Source organism: Sphingomonas sp. Ell38C01, from assembly GCF_055231975.1.
Map to the genome: position 1 here is coordinate 1,587,530 of NZ_JBUYVA010000001.1, position 19,702 is coordinate 1,607,231.

Below are 19,702 nucleotides of genomic sequence, written 5' to 3' on the forward strand. Positions count from 1 at the left end.
CGGTTTTACGTGATTTCCCAGCGCTTGCGGACGACGCGCTCCAGGACGGTCAGCGGCATTGCGCCCTGGAGCAGGACGTCGTGGAACGCCTTGAGGTCGAAGCCCGGCCGCGCCTTCGCCTCGTCTCGCAGGCGGGTCCACACGGTGTGGCCGATCTTGTAGCTGCACGCCTGGCCGGGCCAGACGGTGTAGCGGTCGATCTCGCCCTGGCTGCGGCCGCGTGCGATGCCGGTCGTGGCGATCAGATAGTCGGTCGCCTTCTCGCGACTCCAGCGCTTGGCGTGCATCCCGCTGTCGACGACGAGTCGGGTGGCGCGGAACAGCAACGACTGGAGATAGCCGACCTGGCCGAGCGGATCGCCCTCATACATCCCCATCTCGTCCGCCAGCTGTTCGGAATAGAGCGCCCAGCCTTCCGAATAGCCGCTGAAGAAGCCGCGGCGGCGGATCAGCGGGATCTGCGTGCTTTCGAGCGCGAGCGTGACCTGGAGATGATGGCCGGGTACCGCTTCGTGATGCGTCAGCGTGGCGAGGCCGAATTTCGGGCGATCGAAAGTGTCGCGCAGGTTGATATAGTAGATCGCAGGGCGCGAGCCGTCGAGCGAGGCGTTCTGGTAATAGCCGCCGGGGGCGCCGGCCTGGATCGTCGGCGGCACGCGGCGGACCTCGACCGGGGCGGCGGGTAGCGTCGCGAACGCTTCGGGCAAGCGAACCTGCATCGCCTTGATCTGGCGGTTGAGCTGCCCAAGCAGCGCCTCGCGGCCGGGATCGGTGTTGGGATAGAGTTGGTCGGGGCGCTCGTTCAGCGCGACGAGGCGCTGGCCGACGGTGCCCTGCGTCAGGCCCTGGGCTTTCAGGATCGTGTCGATGCGAGCGGAGATTTCGGCGACCTGCGCGAGGCCGAGTTCGTGGATCTCGTCGCCCGTCATCGCGACCGTCGTCGCGGCCTCCGCGGCAGCGGCGTAATAGGCCGTTCCGTCGGGCAGGCGCCAGCAGCCGGCATCATGGACGGCTTTCGTGCGCAGCTGCTCGACCAGCGTGCGCTGACGATCGAGCGCTGGGAAGACCTGTTGCTCGACGATGCGGGTGGCGGTGGCGACGTGCGTTGCGGGGAGGTTGGCTGCCTTCAGCTTGGCGGCGAAGGTGGCGACCATCACCGTCTGGTCCGCCGGCTTCTCGCGCGCGGAGGCGAGGAGTTTCAGCGTGGTGTCGAGGATATAGTCGGGCGCGAACACGCCGCGGGCGGCGTCGGCGCGCTGGCGATCGGTGCTGTCGTCGAGCGCCGTGGGGAAGGCGGCGAGGCGCGCCAGATAGGCGTCAGCCTCCGCGGCGTCGCGGACGCGGGCCTGCGACTCGAGGAAGTCGGGAACGTCGCGATACGGTCCGGTCAGCTGGCTGAGGACATAGGGCGCAAACCGCCCGAGGCTGTTGCCGTAGCTGAAGCGCTCCGCGCCCGCGACCGCGCGCGTGAGCTGGTAAGCGACGACCTCGTAATCGAGCTTGCCCGCGTCGGAGAGGCCGGTGGTGGGGAAGCGATGGAGTTCGGCAAGTTCGCGCTTCGCGTCGGCGAGCGCGCGCCGCTGCGCGGCGGCGGATTCGTCGTCGAGCTTCGCCTTCAGCGCGGCGCGGGGGCCGGTGTCGAGGCCGAGGCGGGTGGCCTGTTCGGGGGAGGTGTCGAGGCGGGCGTAGAAGAAGCGATCGAGCATGGCACGCAGCTTCGAGTCCGCGTCGTTCGGGGCGGCGTTGACAGGCAGCGCGGCGAGCGCGCCGGCGGCGGCGGCTCCGCCGAGGAAATGACGACGATCCATGATGTTGGCTCCCGATATTCGTAACGGGACCTAGCCCGGCGGCGCGAAGACCGCCAGACCGTGCCCGTCAATGCGACGAAGCCGAGTCGGCACCGATCCCGGTTTCCGCGCGAACGCGCTGCGCGGCATAGCCGCCGCGGTCGACCGCGGCACGTGGGGATCGATCCAGAATCGAAACGAGCCAGATCGTAACGAACGCTGCTGGCATCGAGAAGATCGCGGGCGATGAATAGGGGAATACCGCGACCGCATGCCCGAGGATCGTGACCCAGACCGCGGGCGACAGGATCGTGAGGACGAGCGCGAGCAGCAGTCCGAGGGCGCCGCCGGCGACGACCCCACGCGTGGTGCAGCCGCTCCAGAGCAGCGAGAGGATCAGCACGGGGAAGTTGCTCGACGCGGCGATCGCGAAGGCCAGGCTGACCATGAACGCGACGTTCTGCTTCTCGAACACGATGCCGAGCAGGATCGCGGCGACCGCGAGCGCGAGGACCGCGCGGCGCGACACGCGAAGCTCCGCCGCGGAGTCGGCTGCGCCCTTGCGAAACACGGTGGCGTAGAGATCGTGGCTGACCGCCGAAGCGCCCGACAGCGTCAGCCCCGCGACGACCGCGAGGATCGTGGCGAACGCGACCGCGGAGATGAAGCCGAGGAACAGGTTGCCGCCGACCGCGTGTGCCAAGTGGATGGCGGCCATGTTGCCGCCACCGCGAAGGCCGCCCGCGGGATCGAGATAGCCCGGATCGGTCGCGACCAGCACGATCGCGCCGAACCCGATGATGAAGGTGAGCAGGTAGAAATAGCCGATCCACCCCGTTGCCCACAGCACCGAGCTGCGCGCGGCCCTTGCGTCGGGAACGGTGAAGAAGCGCATCAGGATGTGCGGCAGCCCCGCGGTGCCGAACATCAGCGCCATGCCGAACGAGATCGCGCTGACGGGATCCTTGATGAAGTTGCCCGGGCCCATGATCGATCGGCCCGCGATGGCGGGGTCTGCGTTGCCCGCGGCGGCGGCGAGATCGGTCTTCACCGTGACCGCGCGCGCGAACAGCGCCTCCGGCGAGAAGCCGAACTGCCAGAGGACGACGCTCGCCATGAAGGTGGCGCTGCCGAGGAGGAGGACGGCCTTGATGATCTGCACCCAGGTCGTCGCGGTCATCCCGCCGAACAGGACGTAGAAGGTCATCAGCACGCCGACGATGACGACCGCGTACGCATAATCGAGCCCGAACAGCAGCTTGATGAGCTGCCCCGCGCCGACCATCTGTGCGATGAGGTAGAACAGCACGACGACCAGCGTGCTGATCGCAGCGAAGGTGCGCACCGGGGGCTGTGCGAAGCGGAACGCGGCGACGTCCGCGAAGGTGAACCGGCCGAGATTGCGCAGCCGCTCCGCCATCAGGAACAGGATGATCGGCCAGCCGACGAGGAAGCCGATCGAATAGATCAGCCCGTCATAGCCGTCGTTGAAGATCTGTGCCGAGATGCCGAGAAACGACGCCGCGGACATATAGTCGCCCGCGATCGCGAGGCCGTTCTGGAAGCCGGTGATGCCGCCGCCCGCGGTGTAGAAGTCCGATGCGGTGCGCGTGCGGCGCGCGGCGCGGCGGGTGATGAGCAGGGTCAGGCCCGCGAACAGCGCGAACATGGCGATCGCGGTCCAGTTCGTCGGCTGGCGCGTCGCCTGCCCGGCGATCGCGTCGGCCCCGGCGGGAAGCGGGATAAGGAGGGCGGCGGCGAGCGCGAAAAGACGCCTCATGCCGGATAGTCCCGGACGAGATCGGCGACGAGGCCGTCGAACGCGCGATTCGCCTCGCGGACATAGACGCCGGTCAGCACGATCGAGAGGAGGATGAGCGCGAAGCCGAGCACGATCCCGAGCGAGGTGACCCCGGCGCCGATCGGCTGCGCGAGGAACGCCTTGTCGAACGCGATTAGCAGGACGAACCCGAAATAGGCCCCGAATATCACGACGCTGAGCGCCCAGGTAAACCGCCCGCGGCGACGCACGAGCGCGATATAGCGTGAATCGCGCGCGATCGTCGCGGCGTCTTCGGTGGTCATGCGCTCTCCCCCACACGGTCCAGGCTCGCGTGGGCGGCATCATGCGGAGCCTGCGGCAAAGCGCAAGCAAAGGATGCGAGATGGTTGTCGCGCACATGTGCAGGCCGGCAGGGCGCGGACCGCTGCCGATCCGGACACAGGCCAGAAGGGGATCGATGCGCCCCGGAATCGGGCCCTGCGCAACGTCGGGATTGCGGCAGCCGCCATCGTGTCGCCGGGCCGGAGCAGGCCATGCTCGCGGTGGTGACGACCGCGCTGTCGGTACTGCCGTGGAGGCGGTCACGCCGGGCGGATGGGCGTCCGGTCCATTGTCACGTCGTCGAGTTCCGGCATTGTTTTGCCGTGGGGGCGCCGCAGCCCTGATGGCTGCGGCTGGGACGGGATCACGCGGCGAACTGGTTCATCGTGTTGTGCGCGCCGCCGGCCTTCAGCGCCGCCTCGCCCGCGAAATACTCCTTGTGGTCGTCGCCGATGTCGGAGCCCGACATGTTCTGGTGCTTCACGCAGGCGATTCCCTCGCGGATCTCCTTGCGCTGGACGCCCTTGACGTAGCCGAGCATCCCAGCGTCGCCGAAATACTCCTTCGCCAGATTGTCGGTCGACAACGCGGCGGTGTGATAGGTCGGCAGCGTGATGAGATGGTGGAAGATTCCCGCCCGCGCCGCCGCATCGCGCTGGAATGTGCGGATGCGCTCGTCGGCCTCGGCACCCAGGTCGGTGGCGTCATAATCGACCGACATCAGGCGCGCGCGATCATAGGCGGACACGTCCTTCCCGGCTTCTGCCCAGGCATCATAGACTTGCTGGCGAAAGTTCAACGTCCAGTTGAAGCTGGGCGAGTTGTTGTAGACGAGCTTGGCGTTGGGAATGACCGCGCGGATCCGGTCGACCATCGACGCGATCTGCTCGATGTGCGGCTTCTCGGTTTCGATCCAGAGCAGGTCCGCGCCGTGCTGGAGCGAGGCGATGCAGTCCATCACGCAACGGTCCGCGCCGGTGCCCTCGCGGAACTGGAAGAGGTTCGAGGGCAGGCGCTTCGGCTTCATCAGCGCGCCGTTGCGGTTGATGACGACGTCGCCGTTGATCGTCGACAGGTCGGTGACTTCCTCGCAGTCGAGGTAGCTATTATACTGGTCGCCGAGATCGCCGGGCGTCTCGCTGACCGCGATCTGCTTGGTAAGACCGGCGCCGAGCGAGTCGGTGCGCGTGACGATGATGCCGTCGTCGATGCCGAGCTCGAGGAACGCATAGCGGCACGCGCGGACCTTCGCGAGGAAGTCCTCGTGCGGGACGGTGACCTTGCCGTCCTGATGCCCGCACTGCTTCTCGTCGCTGACCTGGTTCTCGATCTGGAGCGCACAGGCGCCCGCCTCGATCATCTTGCGCGCGAGGAGGTAGGTCGCCTCGGCATTGCCGAAGCCCGCGTCGATGTCCGCGATGACGGGAACGACGTGCGTCTCGTAATTGTCGATCGCCTGCGTCAGCCGCTGCACTTCGATCTCGTTGCCCGTCTCGCGCGCCTTGTCGAGATCGCGGAACATCATGCCCAGCTCGCGCGCGTCGGCCTGGCGGAGGAAGGTGTAGAGCTCCTCGATCAGCGCTGGCACGCTCGTCTTCTCATGCATCGACTGGTCGGGCAGCGGGCCGAATTCGCTGCGCAGCGCGGCGACCATCCAGCCCGAAAGATAGAGGTAGCGGCCCCTGGTCGAGCCGAAATGCTTCTTGATCGAGATCATCTTCTGCTGCGCGATGAACCCGTGCCAGCAGCCGAGCGACTGGGTGTAGTTCGCCGGATCCGCATCGTAGGCGGCCATGTCGCGGCGCATGATGCTGGCGGTGTACTTCGCGATATCGAGCCCTGTGCGGAAGCGGTTCTGGACCTGGATCCGCGCCACCGACTCGGCGTCGATCCCGTCCCAGGTGCCCTGATAGCTGCCGATGAGCTGCCCGGTGCGGGCGATCTTGTCCTGGTAGGTCACGAGTGCGGGTCCTTCATATACGTGTGCGGGGTGCGGGAAATGTCCGCCGGACGCGTGTTGCGTACCGGCGGACACCCTTCCTCCCCAGGAACTGGAAAACGGGTTCAGCTCAGGCGGCCGAGACGGTGATAGAGGTTGGAGAACTTCACGCTCTCGGGCTTGTCGGCGATCACCTTGGTGTAGTGCGCGACGGCTTCCTTCATCAGCCCGAAGTCCTCGGTCGAGAAGACGGCGCGGCTGCGCTGCGGTTCGGTGGTCATGATGAACTCTCCTGTCGGTGCGGGCGGCGATGGCTGAAGCGCCGCCCGGTGGGAGTTGAATAAGCGAATGAATCGCGCATTCGGTATCGAAATCGACAGGGTTTCGCGTATTATGGTCGGCAAAGGCGGGATTGTCCTCGTCATTTTGTAAAGTCTTTACAGGATCGTCGATGGCAGACCGGAAACTGATGGGCGGGCACGCGATCCGGCGGGCGCGGCGGCGCGCGGGGCTGACGCAGGCGGCGATGGCGGAGATGCTGGCGGTGTCGCCGAGCTATCTCAACCTGATCGAGCGCAACCAGCGGCCGGTGTCCGCGACGCTGCTGGTGCGGCTGGCTGAGCGGTTCGACTTCGATCCGCGCGCGCTGGCGGCGGGGGAGCCGGGGGGCGGGGCGGACGCGCTCAAGCGGCGGCTGGCGGACCCGCTGTTCGCCGACCTGGAGGTGGAGCGCGACGAGGTCGACGCGTGGCTGGCGGCGGCGCCGGGCGGGGCGGAGGCGTTCGCGCGCGCGTTCGACCGGGGTGGTGGCGGGAGTGCGCCGGTGGCGACGGACGAACCCTCGCTGATCGTGCGGCGTGAGATCGAGCGGTGGCGCAACCATTTCGCGGACCTCGACGCGGCGGCGGAGGCGCTGGCGGACGAACTGCGGCTGGGCGCAGGCGACGCGTATGGCGCGATGGTCGAGCGGTTGCGTGTGCGGCACGCGCTGTCGATCCGGATCCTGCCCGTCGACGTGATGCCCGATCTGCTGCGCCGGGTGGACCTGCACGCGCGCCAGTTGCAGTTGAGCGAGACGCTCGATCCCGCGGGGCGGACGTTCGCGGTGGCGTTCCAGCTGGCGCAGATCGAGGCGCGCGCGGAAATCGAGGCGCTGGCGCGCGGGGCGGGGTTTGCGGACCGCGCGGCGGAGCGGCTATTCCGGCGGCATCTGGCAAGCTATTTCGCGGCGGCGGTGATGATGCCCTATGCCCGCTTCCTGCGCGCGTGCGAGATGAGCGGCTATGATCTGGACCTGCTGATGCGGCGGTTCGGCGCGGGATATGAGCAGGTCGCGCACCGGCTGACGACGTTGCAGCGGGTGGGCGCGCGGGGGCTGCCGTTCTTCCTGATCCGTATCGATCGCGCGGGGCAATCGTCGAAACGCTATGGCGGCGCGAGCGGGGCGATCCTTGTCGAGGCGGAGGGGCGGTGCCCGTTGTGGCGGCTCCATCATGCCTTCGACCGGCCGGGGCGGGCGGCGGTGCAGCTGGTCGAGCTGGAGGACGGCGCGCGCTGGCTAACGGTGTCGCGAACGGTGGAGCCGCAGGCGCGGGTGGCGGGGGACGTCGCGGCGGAGTTCGCGATCGGACTGGGGGTGGCGGCGGCGCAGGCGGGGGCGCTTTCGGCGGCGCGCGGGGTCGATCCGGCGGGGCCGGCGACGCCGATCGGGCTGGGGTGCCGGGCGTGCCTGCGCGGGGCGTGCGCGCAACGCTCCGCGCCGCCGGCAGGGCGGGCGCTGGTGGTCAACGAACGCGAGCGGGGGGTGTCGGCGTTCGGATTCGTCGCGGACTGACGACACATGTTCATTTCGGGTTCAGTACGCTTCGACTACGGCTGTAGTCAGATGGTTCGGGGAGTTCGAGATGCGGGATCTGATCGTGACGGTCGTCGTCGCCACCTTCTGCGCGGCGGTGCTGCAATGGCTGGAGACGCCGCCACCGCGGGTGGCGGTAGCGGCTGGCCCCGGCGTGGCGGGCAAGGCATAGCGAAGCGATGATTACCTTCCATCTCGCGCGCGCCGACAACGGCGTGATCGGGCGCGACGGCGCGCTGCCGTGGCACCTGCCGGCCGACCTGAAGCGCTTCAAGGCGCAGACGCTAGGGCGTGCGATGGTGATGGGGCGCAAGACGTTCGAGAGCTTCCCAGCGCCGCTGCCGGGGCGGCGGCATATCGTGCTGACGCGGGATCGCGGCTGGAGCGCGGCGGGTGCGGAGGTGGCGCATTCGGTCGAGGAGGCGCTGGCGCTGGCGGGAGACGATGTCGCGGTGATCGGGGGGGCGGAGGTGTTCGCGCTGTTCCTCGACCGGGCGGATCGGGTGGAGTTGACCGAGGTGCATGCGGCGCCGGAAGGGGATGCGGTGGTGCCGGGGTTCGTCGGGTGGCGCGAGGTGGCGCGGGATGAGTTCGTGGCGGCAGAAGGGCGGCCGGGATATGCATTCGTGACGTTGGTTCGGGACTGAATTCCGTGAACCGTTCGGGCTGAGCTTGTCGAAGGGCGGCCCACGGATCGTGGTGCGGGCCGGACTTCGACAAGCTCAGCCCGAACGGAGGCAGGGGCCAGCGAAGGCGAGCCCCATTGCCCGACCGCTTCCGCGTCCGTAAGGCGCGAAACCATGGAGCGCGTGGACGGCGGCTCGGTGGTGCCCGCGCATCTGGCGGGGGGCATCGTCGCGCTCGGCAATTTCGATGGATTCCACCTCGGGCACCAGGCGGTGGTCGGGCGCGCGGTCGCGCGGGCGCGGGCGGAGGGGAGGCCGGCGCTGGTCGCGACGTTCGATCCGCACCCGGTGCGCCACTTCCGCCCCGATACGCCGCCGTTCCGGCTGACGACGCTGGACCAGCGCGAGGCGCTGTTCGCGGCGGCGGGGGTCGATGCGATGGTGGTGTTCCGGTTCGACGGCGATCTGGCGGCGCTGTCCGCGGCAGAGTTCGTCGAGGAACGGCTGATCGGATGCCTGCGCGCGGCCGGTGTCGTAACGGGCGAGGACTTCACTTTCGGGCACCGCAAGGGCGGGACGGTCGCGATGCTGGCGGCGGATGCGCGTCTTTCGGCGGAAACGGTGGGCGCAGTGACGCTGGACGGCGAGGCGGTGTCGTCGACGCGGATTCGCGATGCGCTGCGTGGCGGCGATCCGCAGGGCGCGGCGCGGCTGCTGACGCGGCCGTTCGCGATTCGCGGCGTGGTGCAGCATGGCGACAAGCTGGGGCGCGAGATCGGCTATCCGACCGCGAACGTCGACATGGGGATGTATCTGCGCCCGGCCTACGGGATCTATGCGGTGCGCGGGACGCTGGCGGACGGGCGCGTTCTGGACGGCGCGGCGAATCTGGGGATCCGTCCGACCTTCGATCCACCCAAGGAACTGCTGGAGCCGTATTTCTTCGACTTTTCGGGGGATCTGTACGGGCAGGTGATCGAGGTGGCGTTGGTCGAGTATCTGCGCGCGGAGGCGAAGTTCGACTCGCTGGAGGCTTTGCAGGCGCAGATGGCGGCGGATTGCGATCGGGCGCGGGCGTTGCTGCGCTAGTCGCGCTTCGCTAAGGCGCTCGGTCTGATGACCGACACACCCGAACAGCGCGACGCCAAGACCGACTGGCGCGACACCGTCTTCCTGCCGAAGACCGATTTTCCGATGAAGGCGGGGCTCGCCGCCAAGGAGCCCGCGATCCTGGAGCGCTGGGCGCGGATCGGGGTGTACGACCGGCTGCGCGAGCAGCGTGCGGGCAGGAAGCGCTTCATCCTTCACGACGGCCCGCCCTATGCCAATGGCGACATCCATATGGGCCATGCGATGAACAAGGTGCTGAAGGACGTGATCGTCCGCAGTCGATCGCTGATGGGCTATGACGCGCCGTACGTGCCGGGCTGGGACTGCCACGGCCTGCCGATCGAGTGGAAGGTCGAGGAAGCGTATCGCGCGAAGAAGCTGAACAAGGACGACGTGCCCGTCGACCAGTTCCGCGCGGAGTGCCGCGCGTACGCCGACAAGTGGGTCGACGTGCAGAAGGCGGAGTTCCAGCGGCTGGGCGTGATGGGCGACTGGGCCGATCCGTACCTGACGATGAAATACGACGCCGAGGCGACGATCGTCGGCGAGTTGCTGAAGTTCGCGGAGAGCGGCCAGCTGTATCGTGGAGCCAAGCCGGTGATGTGGTCGCCGGTCGAGAAGACCGCGCTGGCCGAGGCGGAGGTGGAATATGAGGACGTGGTGTCGACCCAGATCGACGTCGCGTTCGAGATCGTCGATGCGCCGAACGCGCCGGAGCTGGTCGGCGCACATGCGGTGATCTGGACGACGACGCCGTGGACGATTCCGGTGAACCAGGCACTGAGCTATGGGGCGGAGCTTCGGTATCTTTTGCTGACGATCGAGAAGGCGACGCTGCCGCCGTTCGTCTCGCCCGATAAGCCTGCTCCCGTATTGCCGTTGCCCAACCGTAAAATCGTTTTGATCGCGGAAGACAGAGTAGCGGTTTTCAAGAAAGACGTGCTTGAACAAAATGCTTGGCAGATTGTGGAGCAGGGCGAAGGCTTCGAAGGCAACCGCCTTAACGGCGCAACTGCCCGCCACCCAATGCACCATCTTGGCGGGTTCTTCGCTAAGCCGCGTCCGTTCTTGCCCGGCGACTTCGTCACGACCGATGCGGGCACGGGGCTCGTGCATATGGCGCCGGATCATGGCGAGGACGATTTCGCGCTGTGCAAGGAGCACGGGATCGAGCCGGTCTTCGCGGTCGATGGCGCGGGGATGTATCGCGACGACTGGGCGTGGCTGGGCGGGCAGGGCTCGGTCATCAACAAGAAGTTCGTGAGCGCGGACGGGCCGATCTGTTCGGACCTGCGTGCGGCGGGGGCGTTGCTGGCGGCGTCGGACGATTTCAGGCACAGCTATCCCCATTCGTGGCGGTCGAAGGCGAAGGTGATCTTCCGCGCGACGCCGCAGTGGTTCATCCCGATGGACACTTCTGCTCCCCTCCCGCTCGCGGGAGGGGCTGGGGGTGGGCTCCCGGTTTCCGACGTTACGACGCATGAGACCGCGAGCCCACCCCCCGGCCCCCTCCCGCAAGCGGGAGGGGGGGCAGGCAACGCGCCCACCCTGCGCCAGATCGCGCTGGACGCGATCGAGCGGACGCAGTGGGTGCCGGCGCGGGCGGAGAACCGGATTCGGTCGATGGTGGAGGGGCGCCCGGACTGGGTGATTTCGCGCCAGCGCGCATGGGGGGTGCCGATCGCGCTCTATGTGCACCGTGCGACGGGGCAGTATCTCAACGATTCCAGCGTCAACGCGCGTATCGTTGCGGCGTTTCGCGAAGGCGGGGCGGACGCGTGGTTCACCGCGGATCACCAGGCGTTCCTGGGTGAGGCGTACGATCTCGCCGACTATGAGCCGCAGAAGGACATTCTCGACGTCTGGTTCGATTCGGGCTGCACGCATGTGTTCACCGTCGAGGCGCGGTACGGCGAGGGCGTTCGCGCGGACCTGTATGTCGAGGGGTCGGACCAGCATCGCGGGTGGTTCCAGTCGTCGCTGCTCGAATCGTCGGGGACGCGCGGGCGGGCGCCGTACGAGGCGGTGCTGACGCACGGGTTCGCGCTCGACGGGCAGGGGCGCAAGATGTCGAAGTCGCTCGGCAACGTCGTCGATCCGCTCAAGATCATCGGCGAGAGCGGGGCGGACATCCTGCGGATGTGGGTCGCCTCGACCGATTATTTCGAGGACGTGCGGATCGGCAAGGAAGTGCTGTCGACCGCGTCCGATGCGTACCGCAAGCTGCGCAATACGTTCCGCTATCTGCTCGGCGCGCTCGACGGGTTCGACGACGCCGAACGGGTGGCGGTGGCGGACATGCCCGAGCTGGAGCGATACGTGCTCCATCTGGCGCGCGCGCTTGACGGGCAGTTGAAGGACGCCGCGCAAGGCTATGAGTTCGGGCGGTATCTGCGGCTGCTGACCGACTTCGCGAACGAGGATCTGTCGGCGTTCTTCTTCGACGTGAGGAAGGACTCGCTGTATTGCGACGCGCCTTCGGACATGAAGCGGCGGGCGTACCGGACGGTGCTCGACGTGCTGTTCCATGCGCTGGTGCGCTGGGCGGCGCCGATCCTGGTCTTCACCTGCGAGGAGGTGTGGCAGGCGCGCTATCCGGGCGAAGACTCGTCGGTGCATTTCCTCGAATGGCCCGAACTGCCCAAGGCAGGGGCGGAGGATATCGCAGGCCGTTGGCTGGAGGTGCGGCGCCTGCGCGAGCGGGTGACCGAGGCGATCGAGCCGCTGCGACGTGCGAAGACGGTGCGCTCCAGCCTGGAGGCCGAGGTGTCGGTGCCCGAGATGCCGCTGTCCGCCGAGGCGCTGGCGGAGCTGTTCATCGTGGCGAAGGTCTCTTCGGGTGATAGCGTCGAGGTGACGCGGACGGACTTCCACAAATGCGGCCGCTGCTGGCGGCACCTGCCTGATGTAACCGAGGACGGCGCGTTGTGCGGGCGTTGTGCGGAGGTTGTCGCGTGAGCGCGCCGAGGCAGGCGCTGGCGATCGCACTGGCGGTGTTCGCGGCGGACCAGTTGGTGAAGTGGATCGTCACCGGGCCGCTGGGGCTCGACTATCTGGGCGCGGAGATCCGGCTGCTGCCGGTGTTCGACCTGCGCTTCGTGCAGAATGTCGGCGTGTCGCTGGGGCTGCTGCGTGCGGAGACGACAGTGATGCGGTGGATCCTGGTCGCGTTCACCGGCGCGATCGCGGCGGGCGTGGCGGTGTGGATGTGGCGCGAGCCGAAGTCCGCGGATCGCGCGGCGCTGGGGCTGGTGCTGGGCGGTGCGCTGGGCAACATCGTCGACCGGATCCGGCTGGGATACGTCATCGACTATGCCGACCTGCATTTCGGCGAGTGGCGGCCGTTCCTGGTGTTCAACGTCGCCGATGCCGCGATTACGATCGGGGTGCTGATCCTGCTGGTGCGCGCGCTGCTGATCCGCGATAAGGCCCCCAAGGTTTTGGAGAATGGGAATGCGTAAGGTGTCTGGCGTCGCGGTGGCGCTGATCGGTGTGGCGCTGCTGTCCGGCTGCGGGAAGAGCGGATACGATCGCGCGCGGCCCGACGAGTTCGCGGTGGCGCGGCAGGCCCCGCTTGTGATCCCGCCCGATTTCGCGCTGGTCCCGCCGACGCCGGGCGCGGCGCGCGTGCAGGGCGCGGACCCGAGCCGGCAGGCGCTCGACGCGCTGTTCGGCGGCAACACCGCGCGCAGTACCGCGGAGCGCGCAGCGCTCAACCAGGCGGGCGACGATACCGCGGATATGGGCGTGCGCTCGGCGGTGGGCGATCCCGACACCAACGTGGTCGACAAGGGTTCGACCACGCGCGACATCGTCGCGGCGCCCGAGGGCGACGGGCAGGACGCGCGGGCGACGACCAATGTGCCGAAGCCGGCGGGGGCTGCGCCGGCGCCTGCTGCGACGCCGACGCCTGCACCGAAGTGAGCTGACGTATCGGAGCCTTGCTGGTCCTTGGCCTGTCGGAGGGATGTCTTTCCTTTCGGCGGGCGAGAAGGAAGAAGGGCAGGGCTTCGACAGGCTCGGCCCGAACGGTTAGAGGGTGTGCGAGAGATCGGACGCGGTACTTCCGGCGTCCGTGAAGGGCACGAAAAGGGGGGCGGCACCGATGTGGTGCCGCCCCCCTTTTCGTCAGCGTGGCGCGATCAGAATGCGGCGGTGAGCGAGAACACCACGGTGGGGTCCGAGATCAGCCCGCCGCTCGTCTTGCGGAAGTTGGGGGCGAGGTAAAAGCTCTCGCGTGCGCCGATGTCGGTGTCGACATAGGTCGCGCTGAGCGTCAGGTTCTTGTAGAAGTTCCAGTCGACGCCGGCGTTCCAGTCCCAGTATTCGCCGGTCGGCGCCAGGCTGGTGCCGTTGGGGCCGAGGCCGGGATTGCCCTTCGAATAGCCGATATGCGCGCGCGCGGTCAGCGGGATCGGCAGGCCTGGGACCGCGATCGAGCTGTCGCCGGTCAGGTAAAGGTTGTCCCAGCGCTTGGGATTGCGCGCGATACCGTTGCCCGCGTCAGTCGCGTTGTTGAAGATGCGTCCCAGCGAGGTCTGCGTCGGCGCGTAGAACACGCCCGCGGTGAGCGTGGCGGGGCCATAGGTGCCCGACAGCTTGCCGTAGAATTCGACGACGTCGCTCTCCGAGAAGCCGCCCGGATACGTGTACCAGGTGACGCCGCCGTCGACGGTGGCCGAGCCGAAGGTGTGCTTGTAGCCCGCGATCGCATCGAGCTCGACATTGGCGCCGCCGAACGTACCCCAGCCGGACAGGTTGGAGCCGAACGTGCCGATGTAGAGGCCGCTTTCGTGCGCGATCGTCAGGCTGGCCTGAACTGCGCCGTTCTTGTCGGACTGCGACACGCCACGCAGGCGATAGTCGGAATAGATGCCGGCCGAACCGGTGACGGTGACGGCGGGAGGCGGTGCCGTGTCCTGCGCGAACGCAGGGGTGGCGGAGGCGAGCGCGAGCCCGCCGGCGAGAACAGTGGTGAAGCGCATCGTATCCCTTTCAAAGGTCGATGTCCGCTCCTGCATTTCCGTCCGGCGCCGCATCTGTCAGGGGCGAGCCCCTCGTGCGGTCTTCGTGACAGAGCCGCTTCATGGCGCACGAGTGTTGCGGTGCACAAGGCATTCTTGGTGGGCGATGTGCCGAAAGCGCACGATCGTTGCGATTGCGCCACAGTGGGGGCGGTCCTGGTAGGCAAAGGAGGGGGCGGCGGGTATCGGTCCGGTTGCGCATCCCCCCTCCACCATTCTGCGGAGGGTCCCCCTCCCCGTGTCGGGGAGGAGCTTCAGCCGCGGGCTGCGACGAAGCGGGTGAGTGCCTGGTCGAGGTCTGCGATCAGGTCGGCGGGGTCTTCGAGGCCGATCTGGAGGCGAACGAGCGGGCCGGCGAAGTCGGGGGTGGTCGCGCTGCGGTGGCGGTGCGGATCGACGGGGACGACGAGGCTTTCATAGCCGCCCCAGCTATAGCCGATCCCGAACAGCGCGAGCGCGTCGATCAGCGCGGTGCGCGCGGCGTCGCCGCCGCCGTCGAGGACGAAGGAAAACAGCCCCGTAGACCCCGAGAAGTCGCGCACGAAGACGTCGTGGCCGGGGCAGGCGGCGAGCGCGGGGTGGAGGACGCGCGCGACCGCGGGATGATCGGCGAGCCAGCGTGCGATGCGCAGCGCGCTCGCCTCGTGCTGGTCGAGCCGGATCGCCATCGTACGCAGGCCGCGGCTGCCGAGCCAGCAATCGTCAGGGCTGGCGACCTGCCCGAGCTGGAAGCTGGTGTCGCGCAAGGGAGCGAACCGGCCCTCGGCGGCGGTGACCGAGCCGAGCATCACGTCGCTGTGGCCGACGACATATTTCGTGCAGGCGAGGATCGTGTAGTCGATGCCGTGCGCGATCGCGGGAAAGCGCAGCGGGGTGGCCCAGGTGTTGTCGAGCAGCGTGGCGACGCCGCGAGCCTTCGCGGCGGCGACGATCGCGGGGATGTCCTGCACCTCGAAGGTGAGGCTGCCGGGGCTTTCCATCAGGATCGCGCGGGTGTGGTCGCCGATCAGGTCCGCGATGCCAGCACCGATCAGCGGATCGTAGAAACGCGTCGTGATGCCTAGCCGCGCGAGCAGCCCGGTCGCGAGCCCGCGCGTGGGATCATAGGCGCTGTCGACCAGCAGCAACTCGTCGCCCGGCGACAGCACGGTGAGCAGCGCGGCGGCGATCGCGGCGACGCCCGAGGGGTAGAGGAAGGTCGCCTCCGCGCCGGGTTCGAGGCTGGTGAGCGCATCGGCCAAGCTCCACTGGGTGGGGGTGCCGCGGCGGCCGTAGAAAAGCGTGTGGTGCGTGTCCTTCGCGCCGGTGCGGCGGAGGTGATCGACCGAATCGTAGAGGATCGTCGAGGCGCGCCAGACGGGGGTGTTGACGACGCCCGCGGTCCATTCCTTGCGGCGGCCGGCGGCAACGATTCGGGTGCGGGGTGCAAGATCGCGGTCGCTATGGTCGGTCATGCGCGGCCTTTCGCCTTGGGAGTGGTGGCGTCGGCGCCCCATTCGGCCCAGCTGCCGTCATAGACCGCGGCGTCGGTGCCGAGCAGGTGCGCGGCGAACGCGACGATCGACGCGGTGATGCCCGAGCCGCAGGTGGCGACGATCGGCTGCCCGGGATCGACCCCCGCCTCGGCGAAGGCGGCGCGCAAGGCGTTGCCCTGTTTCCAGCTGCCGTCGGCTTCGAAAAGCTTCGCATAGTGGAGGTTCTTCGCGCCCGGGATGTGGCCGGCGTCGGTGCCGGGGCGGGGCTCGGGTTCCTCGCCCGCGAACCGCGCGGAGCCGCGCGCGTCGACGACCTGTTCGGCGCGGGTGTCGAGGTTGGCGCGCATCGCGGCGAGGTCGCGGATGTGCGCGCCGCGCGTTCGCGGGGTGAGGTGGCGCGGGCGCGGGGTGGGGGTGCCCGCCTCGACCGCGTGGCCCTCCGCCTGCCAGCGCGCGAGGCCGCCGTCGAGGATCGCGACGTCGGGGATGCCGAAGCTGCGGAGCATCACCCAGGCGCGCGCGGCGCTGTGGAGCGGAGACGTGTCGTAGAGGACGATGCGGGTGCCGTCGCCGAGGCCGAGCGCCTGCATGCGGCTGGCGAACTTCTCCGGCGGGGGGAGCATCGAGGGGAGGTCGCTGGTCGAGTCCGCGATCTCGGCGAGGTCGAGGAAGACGGCGCCGGGGATGTGTGCGGCCTCGAACTCCGCACGCGGGTCGCGCGCGTCGCCGGGCAGGACGTAGGTTGCGTCGACGATGCGCAGGTCGCGCGCGCCGTGTTCGGCGGCGAGCCATGCCGGGGTGACGAGTGGGGTCATGGCGGGCTTGCTACCTCGGGCGCGCTCGGGGCGGAAGGGGGGTGGTCGCGTTTCGGGGCGGGAGTTCCTATATCGCGTGGGATGACGATCCCCACGACCCCGCGCCATCTCGGCCAGACCAGCGCCCTGCCTGCCTCGCCCGAGGAGGCGGTGCTCGACTATGTGCCCAACCCGCGGCCCGCGCGCACCTATCTGGTGCGGTTCGCGGCGCCCGAGTTCACCTCGCTGTGCCCGGTGACCGGGCAGCCCGACTTCGCGCATCTGGTGATCGACTATGTGCCCGGCGAGACGATCGTCGAATCGAAGTCGCTCAAGCTCTTCCTCGGCAGCTTCCGCAACCATGCGGGGTTCCACGAGGACTGTACCGTCGGGATCGGCGAGCGGCTGGTGGCGGAGATGGCGCCGGTGTGGCTGCGGATCGGGGGATACTGGTATCCGCGCGGGGGCATCCCGATCGACGTGTTCTGGCAGACCGGCGCGCCGCCACCGGCATTGTGGCTGCCCGATCAGGGTGTCGCGCCCTATCGCGGGCGCGGATGACGTTAGGCGAAGCGATTGATTTAAGTTAGTGATCTTGGCCTTGTGCGGTGCGGCATGGACGCAACCAACCGGCCTATCGCACGTTAGCCTTTGTGTACGGGCGATTAATGTCCGTTTTATTGCATCAGCGAAGGTAAAGCGACGATGACGCCAGCCGCGGACTCCCTGACCAAGATCGATCACATCGCGCTGATCGGCAATTTCCTGCCCCGGAAATGTGGTCTGGCGACGTTCACGACGGATACGTTCAACGCGCTGGCCAGCCGGTTTCCGGACCTGACCGTCGATGTCTATGCGATGGACGATCATCCGGGCCGTTACGCCTACCCGCCCGAAGTGACGGGGACGATCCCGCAGAACGAGCGCGCCGCCTATATCGAGACCGCGCGCCGGATCGAGACGTCGGGCGCGCAGGCGATCTGGCTCCAGCACGAATACGGCATCTTCGGCGGCGACGCGGGAGAGCATATCCTCGCGCTGCTCGACCGCACCTCGCTTCCGCTGATCGTGACGCTGCACACCGTGCTCGAGAAGCCGAGCGCGTCGGAGCGCCAGGTGATGGAGGGGCTGCTCAAGCGCGCGGCCCGCGTCATCGTGATGGCGGAGCGCGGGCGCGAAATCCTCCAGCGTGTCTATGGCGCGTCGCCCAAGTCGGTGGTGATGATCCCGCACGGCGTGCCGGACCGGGTGTTCGCCGATCCCGAGCTGTTCAAGGCCCGGTTCGGATGGGAGGGCCGCAAGGTGATCCTGACGTTCGGACTGCTGGCGCCGAACAAGGGGATCGAGACGATGATCGAGGCGATGCCCGCGATCGTTTCGGCGCACGCCGATGCCTATTACGTCGTGCTCGGCGCGACGCATCCGAACCTTGTAGCGCATGAAGGCGAGGCGTATCGCGACCGGCTGAAGGCGCTGGCCGCCGACCGCGGCGTCGACGCGAATGTCGCGTTCATCGACGCGTTCGTCGACCACGACGACCTGATCGACTATCTGCAGGCGGCGGACATCTATGCGACGCCGTACACCAATCCCGCGCAAATCACGTCGGGCACGCTGAGCTACGCCGTCGGCGTGGGCAAGGCTGTCGTCTCAACGCCTTATGTGCATGCGACGGAAATCCTGGCGGACGGACACGGCGTGCTGGTCGACTTCTGCGACAGTGCCGCGTTCGCGCGTGAAATCACCGGTTTGCTTGGTAGCGACCGCAATCGCGGCCAATTGTCAGCACGGGCCTATGCCCGTGGCCGGACGATGATCTGGTCGCGCCTTTCGGAGACGGCCTTGGACCAGATACAGATGATCGTCGCGGCACAGCCGCGACGCATCACCGCGCCGGCCAAGCCGCGCGCGATGCTGAAACCCGATATCGCCGCGGTCGAGCGGATGAGCGACGCGACGGGCATGCTCCAGCACTCGATCTTCTCGGTCCCCGACCGTCGCCACGGCTATTGCATCGACGATAATTGCCGGGCGCTGATGCTGATGTGCGAGATCGAGGATCTCGATCCGGTCGTGCGCGACAAGTGGACGACGATCTATGCCTCGTTCGTCCAATATGCGTGGAACCCCGACAAGCGGCGGTTCCGCAACTTCATGAACTACGATCGTACGTGGTGTGAGGATGTCGGGTCCGAGGACTCCAACGGGCGCACTTTGTGGTCGCTCGGCGTCACTGCGCGCGATGCGAAGATGGCGAAGCATCGCGACTGGGCGATTGCGATGTTCGACACGACCGCGAGCGTGGCGTTCGAGCTGGAGAGCCCGCGTGCGCAGGCATTCGCGATGCTGGGTGCGGCGGCTATGCTGGAGGCGTCTCCCGGGCACGCGCGGGCAAAGGCGATCCTGGAGCGGTTCCCCGACCAGCATCTCGAATTGCTGTCCGATGTACGCCGGTCCGAATGGTCGTGGTTCGAGATCGTGCTGGCCTACGACAATGCGCGTCTGCCGGAGGCGATGCTGCGTGCTGGCAAGGCGCTGGGCCGCGCCGACCTGATCGCGTGCGGGGTCGAGACGCTCGACTGGATTCTCGCCAAGCAGACCGCGCCTGATGGCCGGTTCCGTGCGGTGGGCAGCGAAAGCTTCGGGCGGCCTTACGCCGATCCGTTGCCATACGACCAGCAGCCACTGGAGGCGCAGGGTACGGTCGAGGCGTGCGTCGCGGCGTACGATGCGACGCATGACGAGCGCTGGCTGGAACAGGCGATGCGCGCGTACCAGTGGTTCCTCGGCGCCAACGACCTCGACCTGCCGCTGTCGAGCGGTGCAGACGGAGGGTGCTACGACGGGCTGATGCCGCACGGTCTGAACCGCAACCAGGGGGCGGAATCGATCTTGGCCCTGCAATTGGCAGGCTGTGCGATTTCGGGGCTATCAAAGCTCGCCGAAAATGTGGAAGGGAGTGGTCGCGCCGTCGCGTAGCCTCGCTCG

17 protein-coding genes are annotated in these 19,702 nt (G+C 68.0%); 9 read left to right on the top strand and 8 right to left on the bottom strand.

The window, feature by feature from the left end; genetic code table 11:
- Nucleotides 1-5: 5 nt before the first annotated feature.
- From ACV7NO_RS07490 to ACV7NO_RS07510, 5 genes are all read right to left on the bottom strand, one after another.
- Nucleotides 6-1,808: a DUF885 domain-containing protein gene (locus tag ACV7NO_RS07490; RefSeq protein WP_463405378.1), complete on the bottom strand. Its 1,803-nt coding sequence runs from the start codon at nucleotides 1,806-1,808 to the stop codon at nucleotides 6-8.
- A 67-nt stretch (nucleotides 1,809-1,875) separates the two neighbouring features.
- Nucleotides 1,876-3,567, bottom strand: a complete 1,692-nt coding sequence (locus ACV7NO_RS07495) for a cation acetate symporter (RefSeq protein WP_463405379.1) — start codon at nucleotides 3,565-3,567, stop codon at nucleotides 1,876-1,878.
- On the bottom strand, nucleotides 3,564-3,872 hold the full coding sequence (locus ACV7NO_RS07500) for a DUF485 domain-containing protein (RefSeq protein WP_463405380.1): 309 nt from the start codon (nucleotides 3,870-3,872) through the stop codon (nucleotides 3,564-3,566). Before ACV7NO_RS07500 ends, ACV7NO_RS07495 begins: the two co-directional genes overlap by 4 nt.
- Nucleotides 3,873-4,255: 383 nt before the next feature.
- A complete protein-coding gene (locus ACV7NO_RS07505) occupies nucleotides 4,256-5,851 on the bottom strand; it encodes an isocitrate lyase (RefSeq protein WP_463405381.1) in 1,596 nt (531 codons plus the stop codon).
- A gap of 104 nt (nucleotides 5,852-5,955) precedes the next feature.
- A complete protein-coding gene (locus ACV7NO_RS07510) occupies nucleotides 5,956-6,111 on the bottom strand; it encodes a hypothetical protein (RefSeq protein WP_463405382.1) in 156 nt (51 codons plus the stop codon).
- A gap of 170 nt (nucleotides 6,112-6,281) precedes the next feature.
- On the opposite strand from ACV7NO_RS07510, the gene ACV7NO_RS07515 reads away from it, so the two are divergent.
- The 7 genes from ACV7NO_RS07515 (at nucleotide 6,282) to ACV7NO_RS07545 (ending at nucleotide 13,345) form a co-directional block, all read left to right on the top strand.
- On the top strand, nucleotides 6,282-7,664 hold the full coding sequence (locus ACV7NO_RS07515) for a helix-turn-helix domain-containing protein (RefSeq protein ID WP_463405383.1): 1,383 nt from the start codon (nucleotides 6,282-6,284) through the stop codon (nucleotides 7,662-7,664).
- Nucleotides 7,665-7,734: 70 nt separating this feature from the next.
- On the top strand, nucleotides 7,735-7,857 hold the full coding sequence (locus ACV7NO_RS07520) for a hypothetical protein (RefSeq protein WP_463405384.1): 123 nt from the start codon (nucleotides 7,735-7,737) through the stop codon (nucleotides 7,855-7,857).
- A 7-nt stretch (nucleotides 7,858-7,864) separates the two neighbouring features.
- Nucleotides 7,865-8,332 carry a dihydrofolate reductase gene (locus tag ACV7NO_RS07525; RefSeq protein ID WP_463405385.1) on the top strand — a complete coding sequence of 156 codons (468 nt, stop codon included), beginning with the start codon at nucleotides 7,865-7,867 and terminating at the stop codon, nucleotides 8,330-8,332.
- Nucleotides 8,333-8,485: 153 nt separating this feature from the next.
- The gene (locus ACV7NO_RS07530) at nucleotides 8,486-9,400 is read left to right on the top strand and encodes a bifunctional riboflavin kinase/FAD synthetase (protein ID WP_463405386.1); all 915 of its coding nucleotides are present in this window, start codon (nucleotides 8,486-8,488) and stop codon (nucleotides 9,398-9,400) included.
- Nucleotides 9,401-9,427: 27 nt separating this feature from the next.
- The gene (ileS, locus tag ACV7NO_RS07535) at nucleotides 9,428-12,379 is read left to right on the top strand and encodes an isoleucine--tRNA ligase (protein WP_463405387.1); all 2,952 of its coding nucleotides are present in this window, start codon (nucleotides 9,428-9,430) and stop codon (nucleotides 12,377-12,379) included.
- On the top strand, nucleotides 12,376-12,882 hold the full coding sequence (lspA, locus tag ACV7NO_RS07540) for a signal peptidase II (RefSeq protein ID WP_463405388.1): 507 nt from the start codon (nucleotides 12,376-12,378) through the stop codon (nucleotides 12,880-12,882). Before ileS ends, lspA begins: the two co-directional genes overlap by 4 nt.
- On the top strand, nucleotides 12,875-13,345 hold the full coding sequence (locus ACV7NO_RS07545) for a DUF3035 domain-containing protein (RefSeq protein ID WP_463405389.1): 471 nt from the start codon (nucleotides 12,875-12,877) through the stop codon (nucleotides 13,343-13,345). Before lspA ends, ACV7NO_RS07545 begins: the two co-directional genes overlap by 8 nt.
- A gap of 218 nt (nucleotides 13,346-13,563) precedes the next feature.
- On the opposite strand, the gene ACV7NO_RS07550 is transcribed toward ACV7NO_RS07545, so the two are convergent.
- The 3 genes from ACV7NO_RS07550 to ACV7NO_RS07560 form a co-directional block, all read right to left on the bottom strand.
- Nucleotides 13,564-14,406, bottom strand: coding sequence for a TorF family putative porin (locus ACV7NO_RS07550; RefSeq protein WP_463405390.1), 843 nt, complete (start codon nucleotides 14,404-14,406; stop codon nucleotides 13,564-13,566).
- A gap of 293 nt (nucleotides 14,407-14,699) precedes the next feature.
- A complete protein-coding gene (gene metC, locus ACV7NO_RS07555; RefSeq protein WP_463405391.1) occupies nucleotides 14,700-15,899 on the bottom strand; it encodes a cystathionine beta-lyase in 1,200 nt (399 codons plus the stop codon).
- Nucleotides 15,896-16,735 carry a sulfurtransferase gene (locus tag ACV7NO_RS07560; protein WP_463405392.1) on the bottom strand — a complete coding sequence of 280 codons (840 nt, stop codon included), beginning with the start codon at nucleotides 16,733-16,735 and terminating at the stop codon, nucleotides 15,896-15,898. The genes metC and ACV7NO_RS07560 overlap by 4 nt, the downstream gene beginning before the upstream one ends.
- An 81-nt stretch (nucleotides 16,736-16,816) precedes the next feature.
- Between ACV7NO_RS07560 and queF the strand changes: the two genes are divergently transcribed.
- Both queF and ACV7NO_RS07570 read left to right on the top strand, forming a co-directional pair.
- The gene (queF, locus tag ACV7NO_RS07565; RefSeq protein ID WP_463405393.1) at nucleotides 16,817-17,275 is read left to right on the top strand and encodes a preQ(1) synthase; all 459 of its coding nucleotides are present in this window, start codon (nucleotides 16,817-16,819) and stop codon (nucleotides 17,273-17,275) included.
- A 144-nt stretch (nucleotides 17,276-17,419) separates the two neighbouring features.
- Nucleotides 17,420-19,693: a glycosyltransferase family 4 protein gene (locus ACV7NO_RS07570; RefSeq protein WP_463405394.1), complete on the top strand. Its 2,274-nt coding sequence runs from the start codon at nucleotides 17,420-17,422 to the stop codon at nucleotides 19,691-19,693.
- Nucleotides 19,694-19,702: the final 9 nt, after the last annotated feature.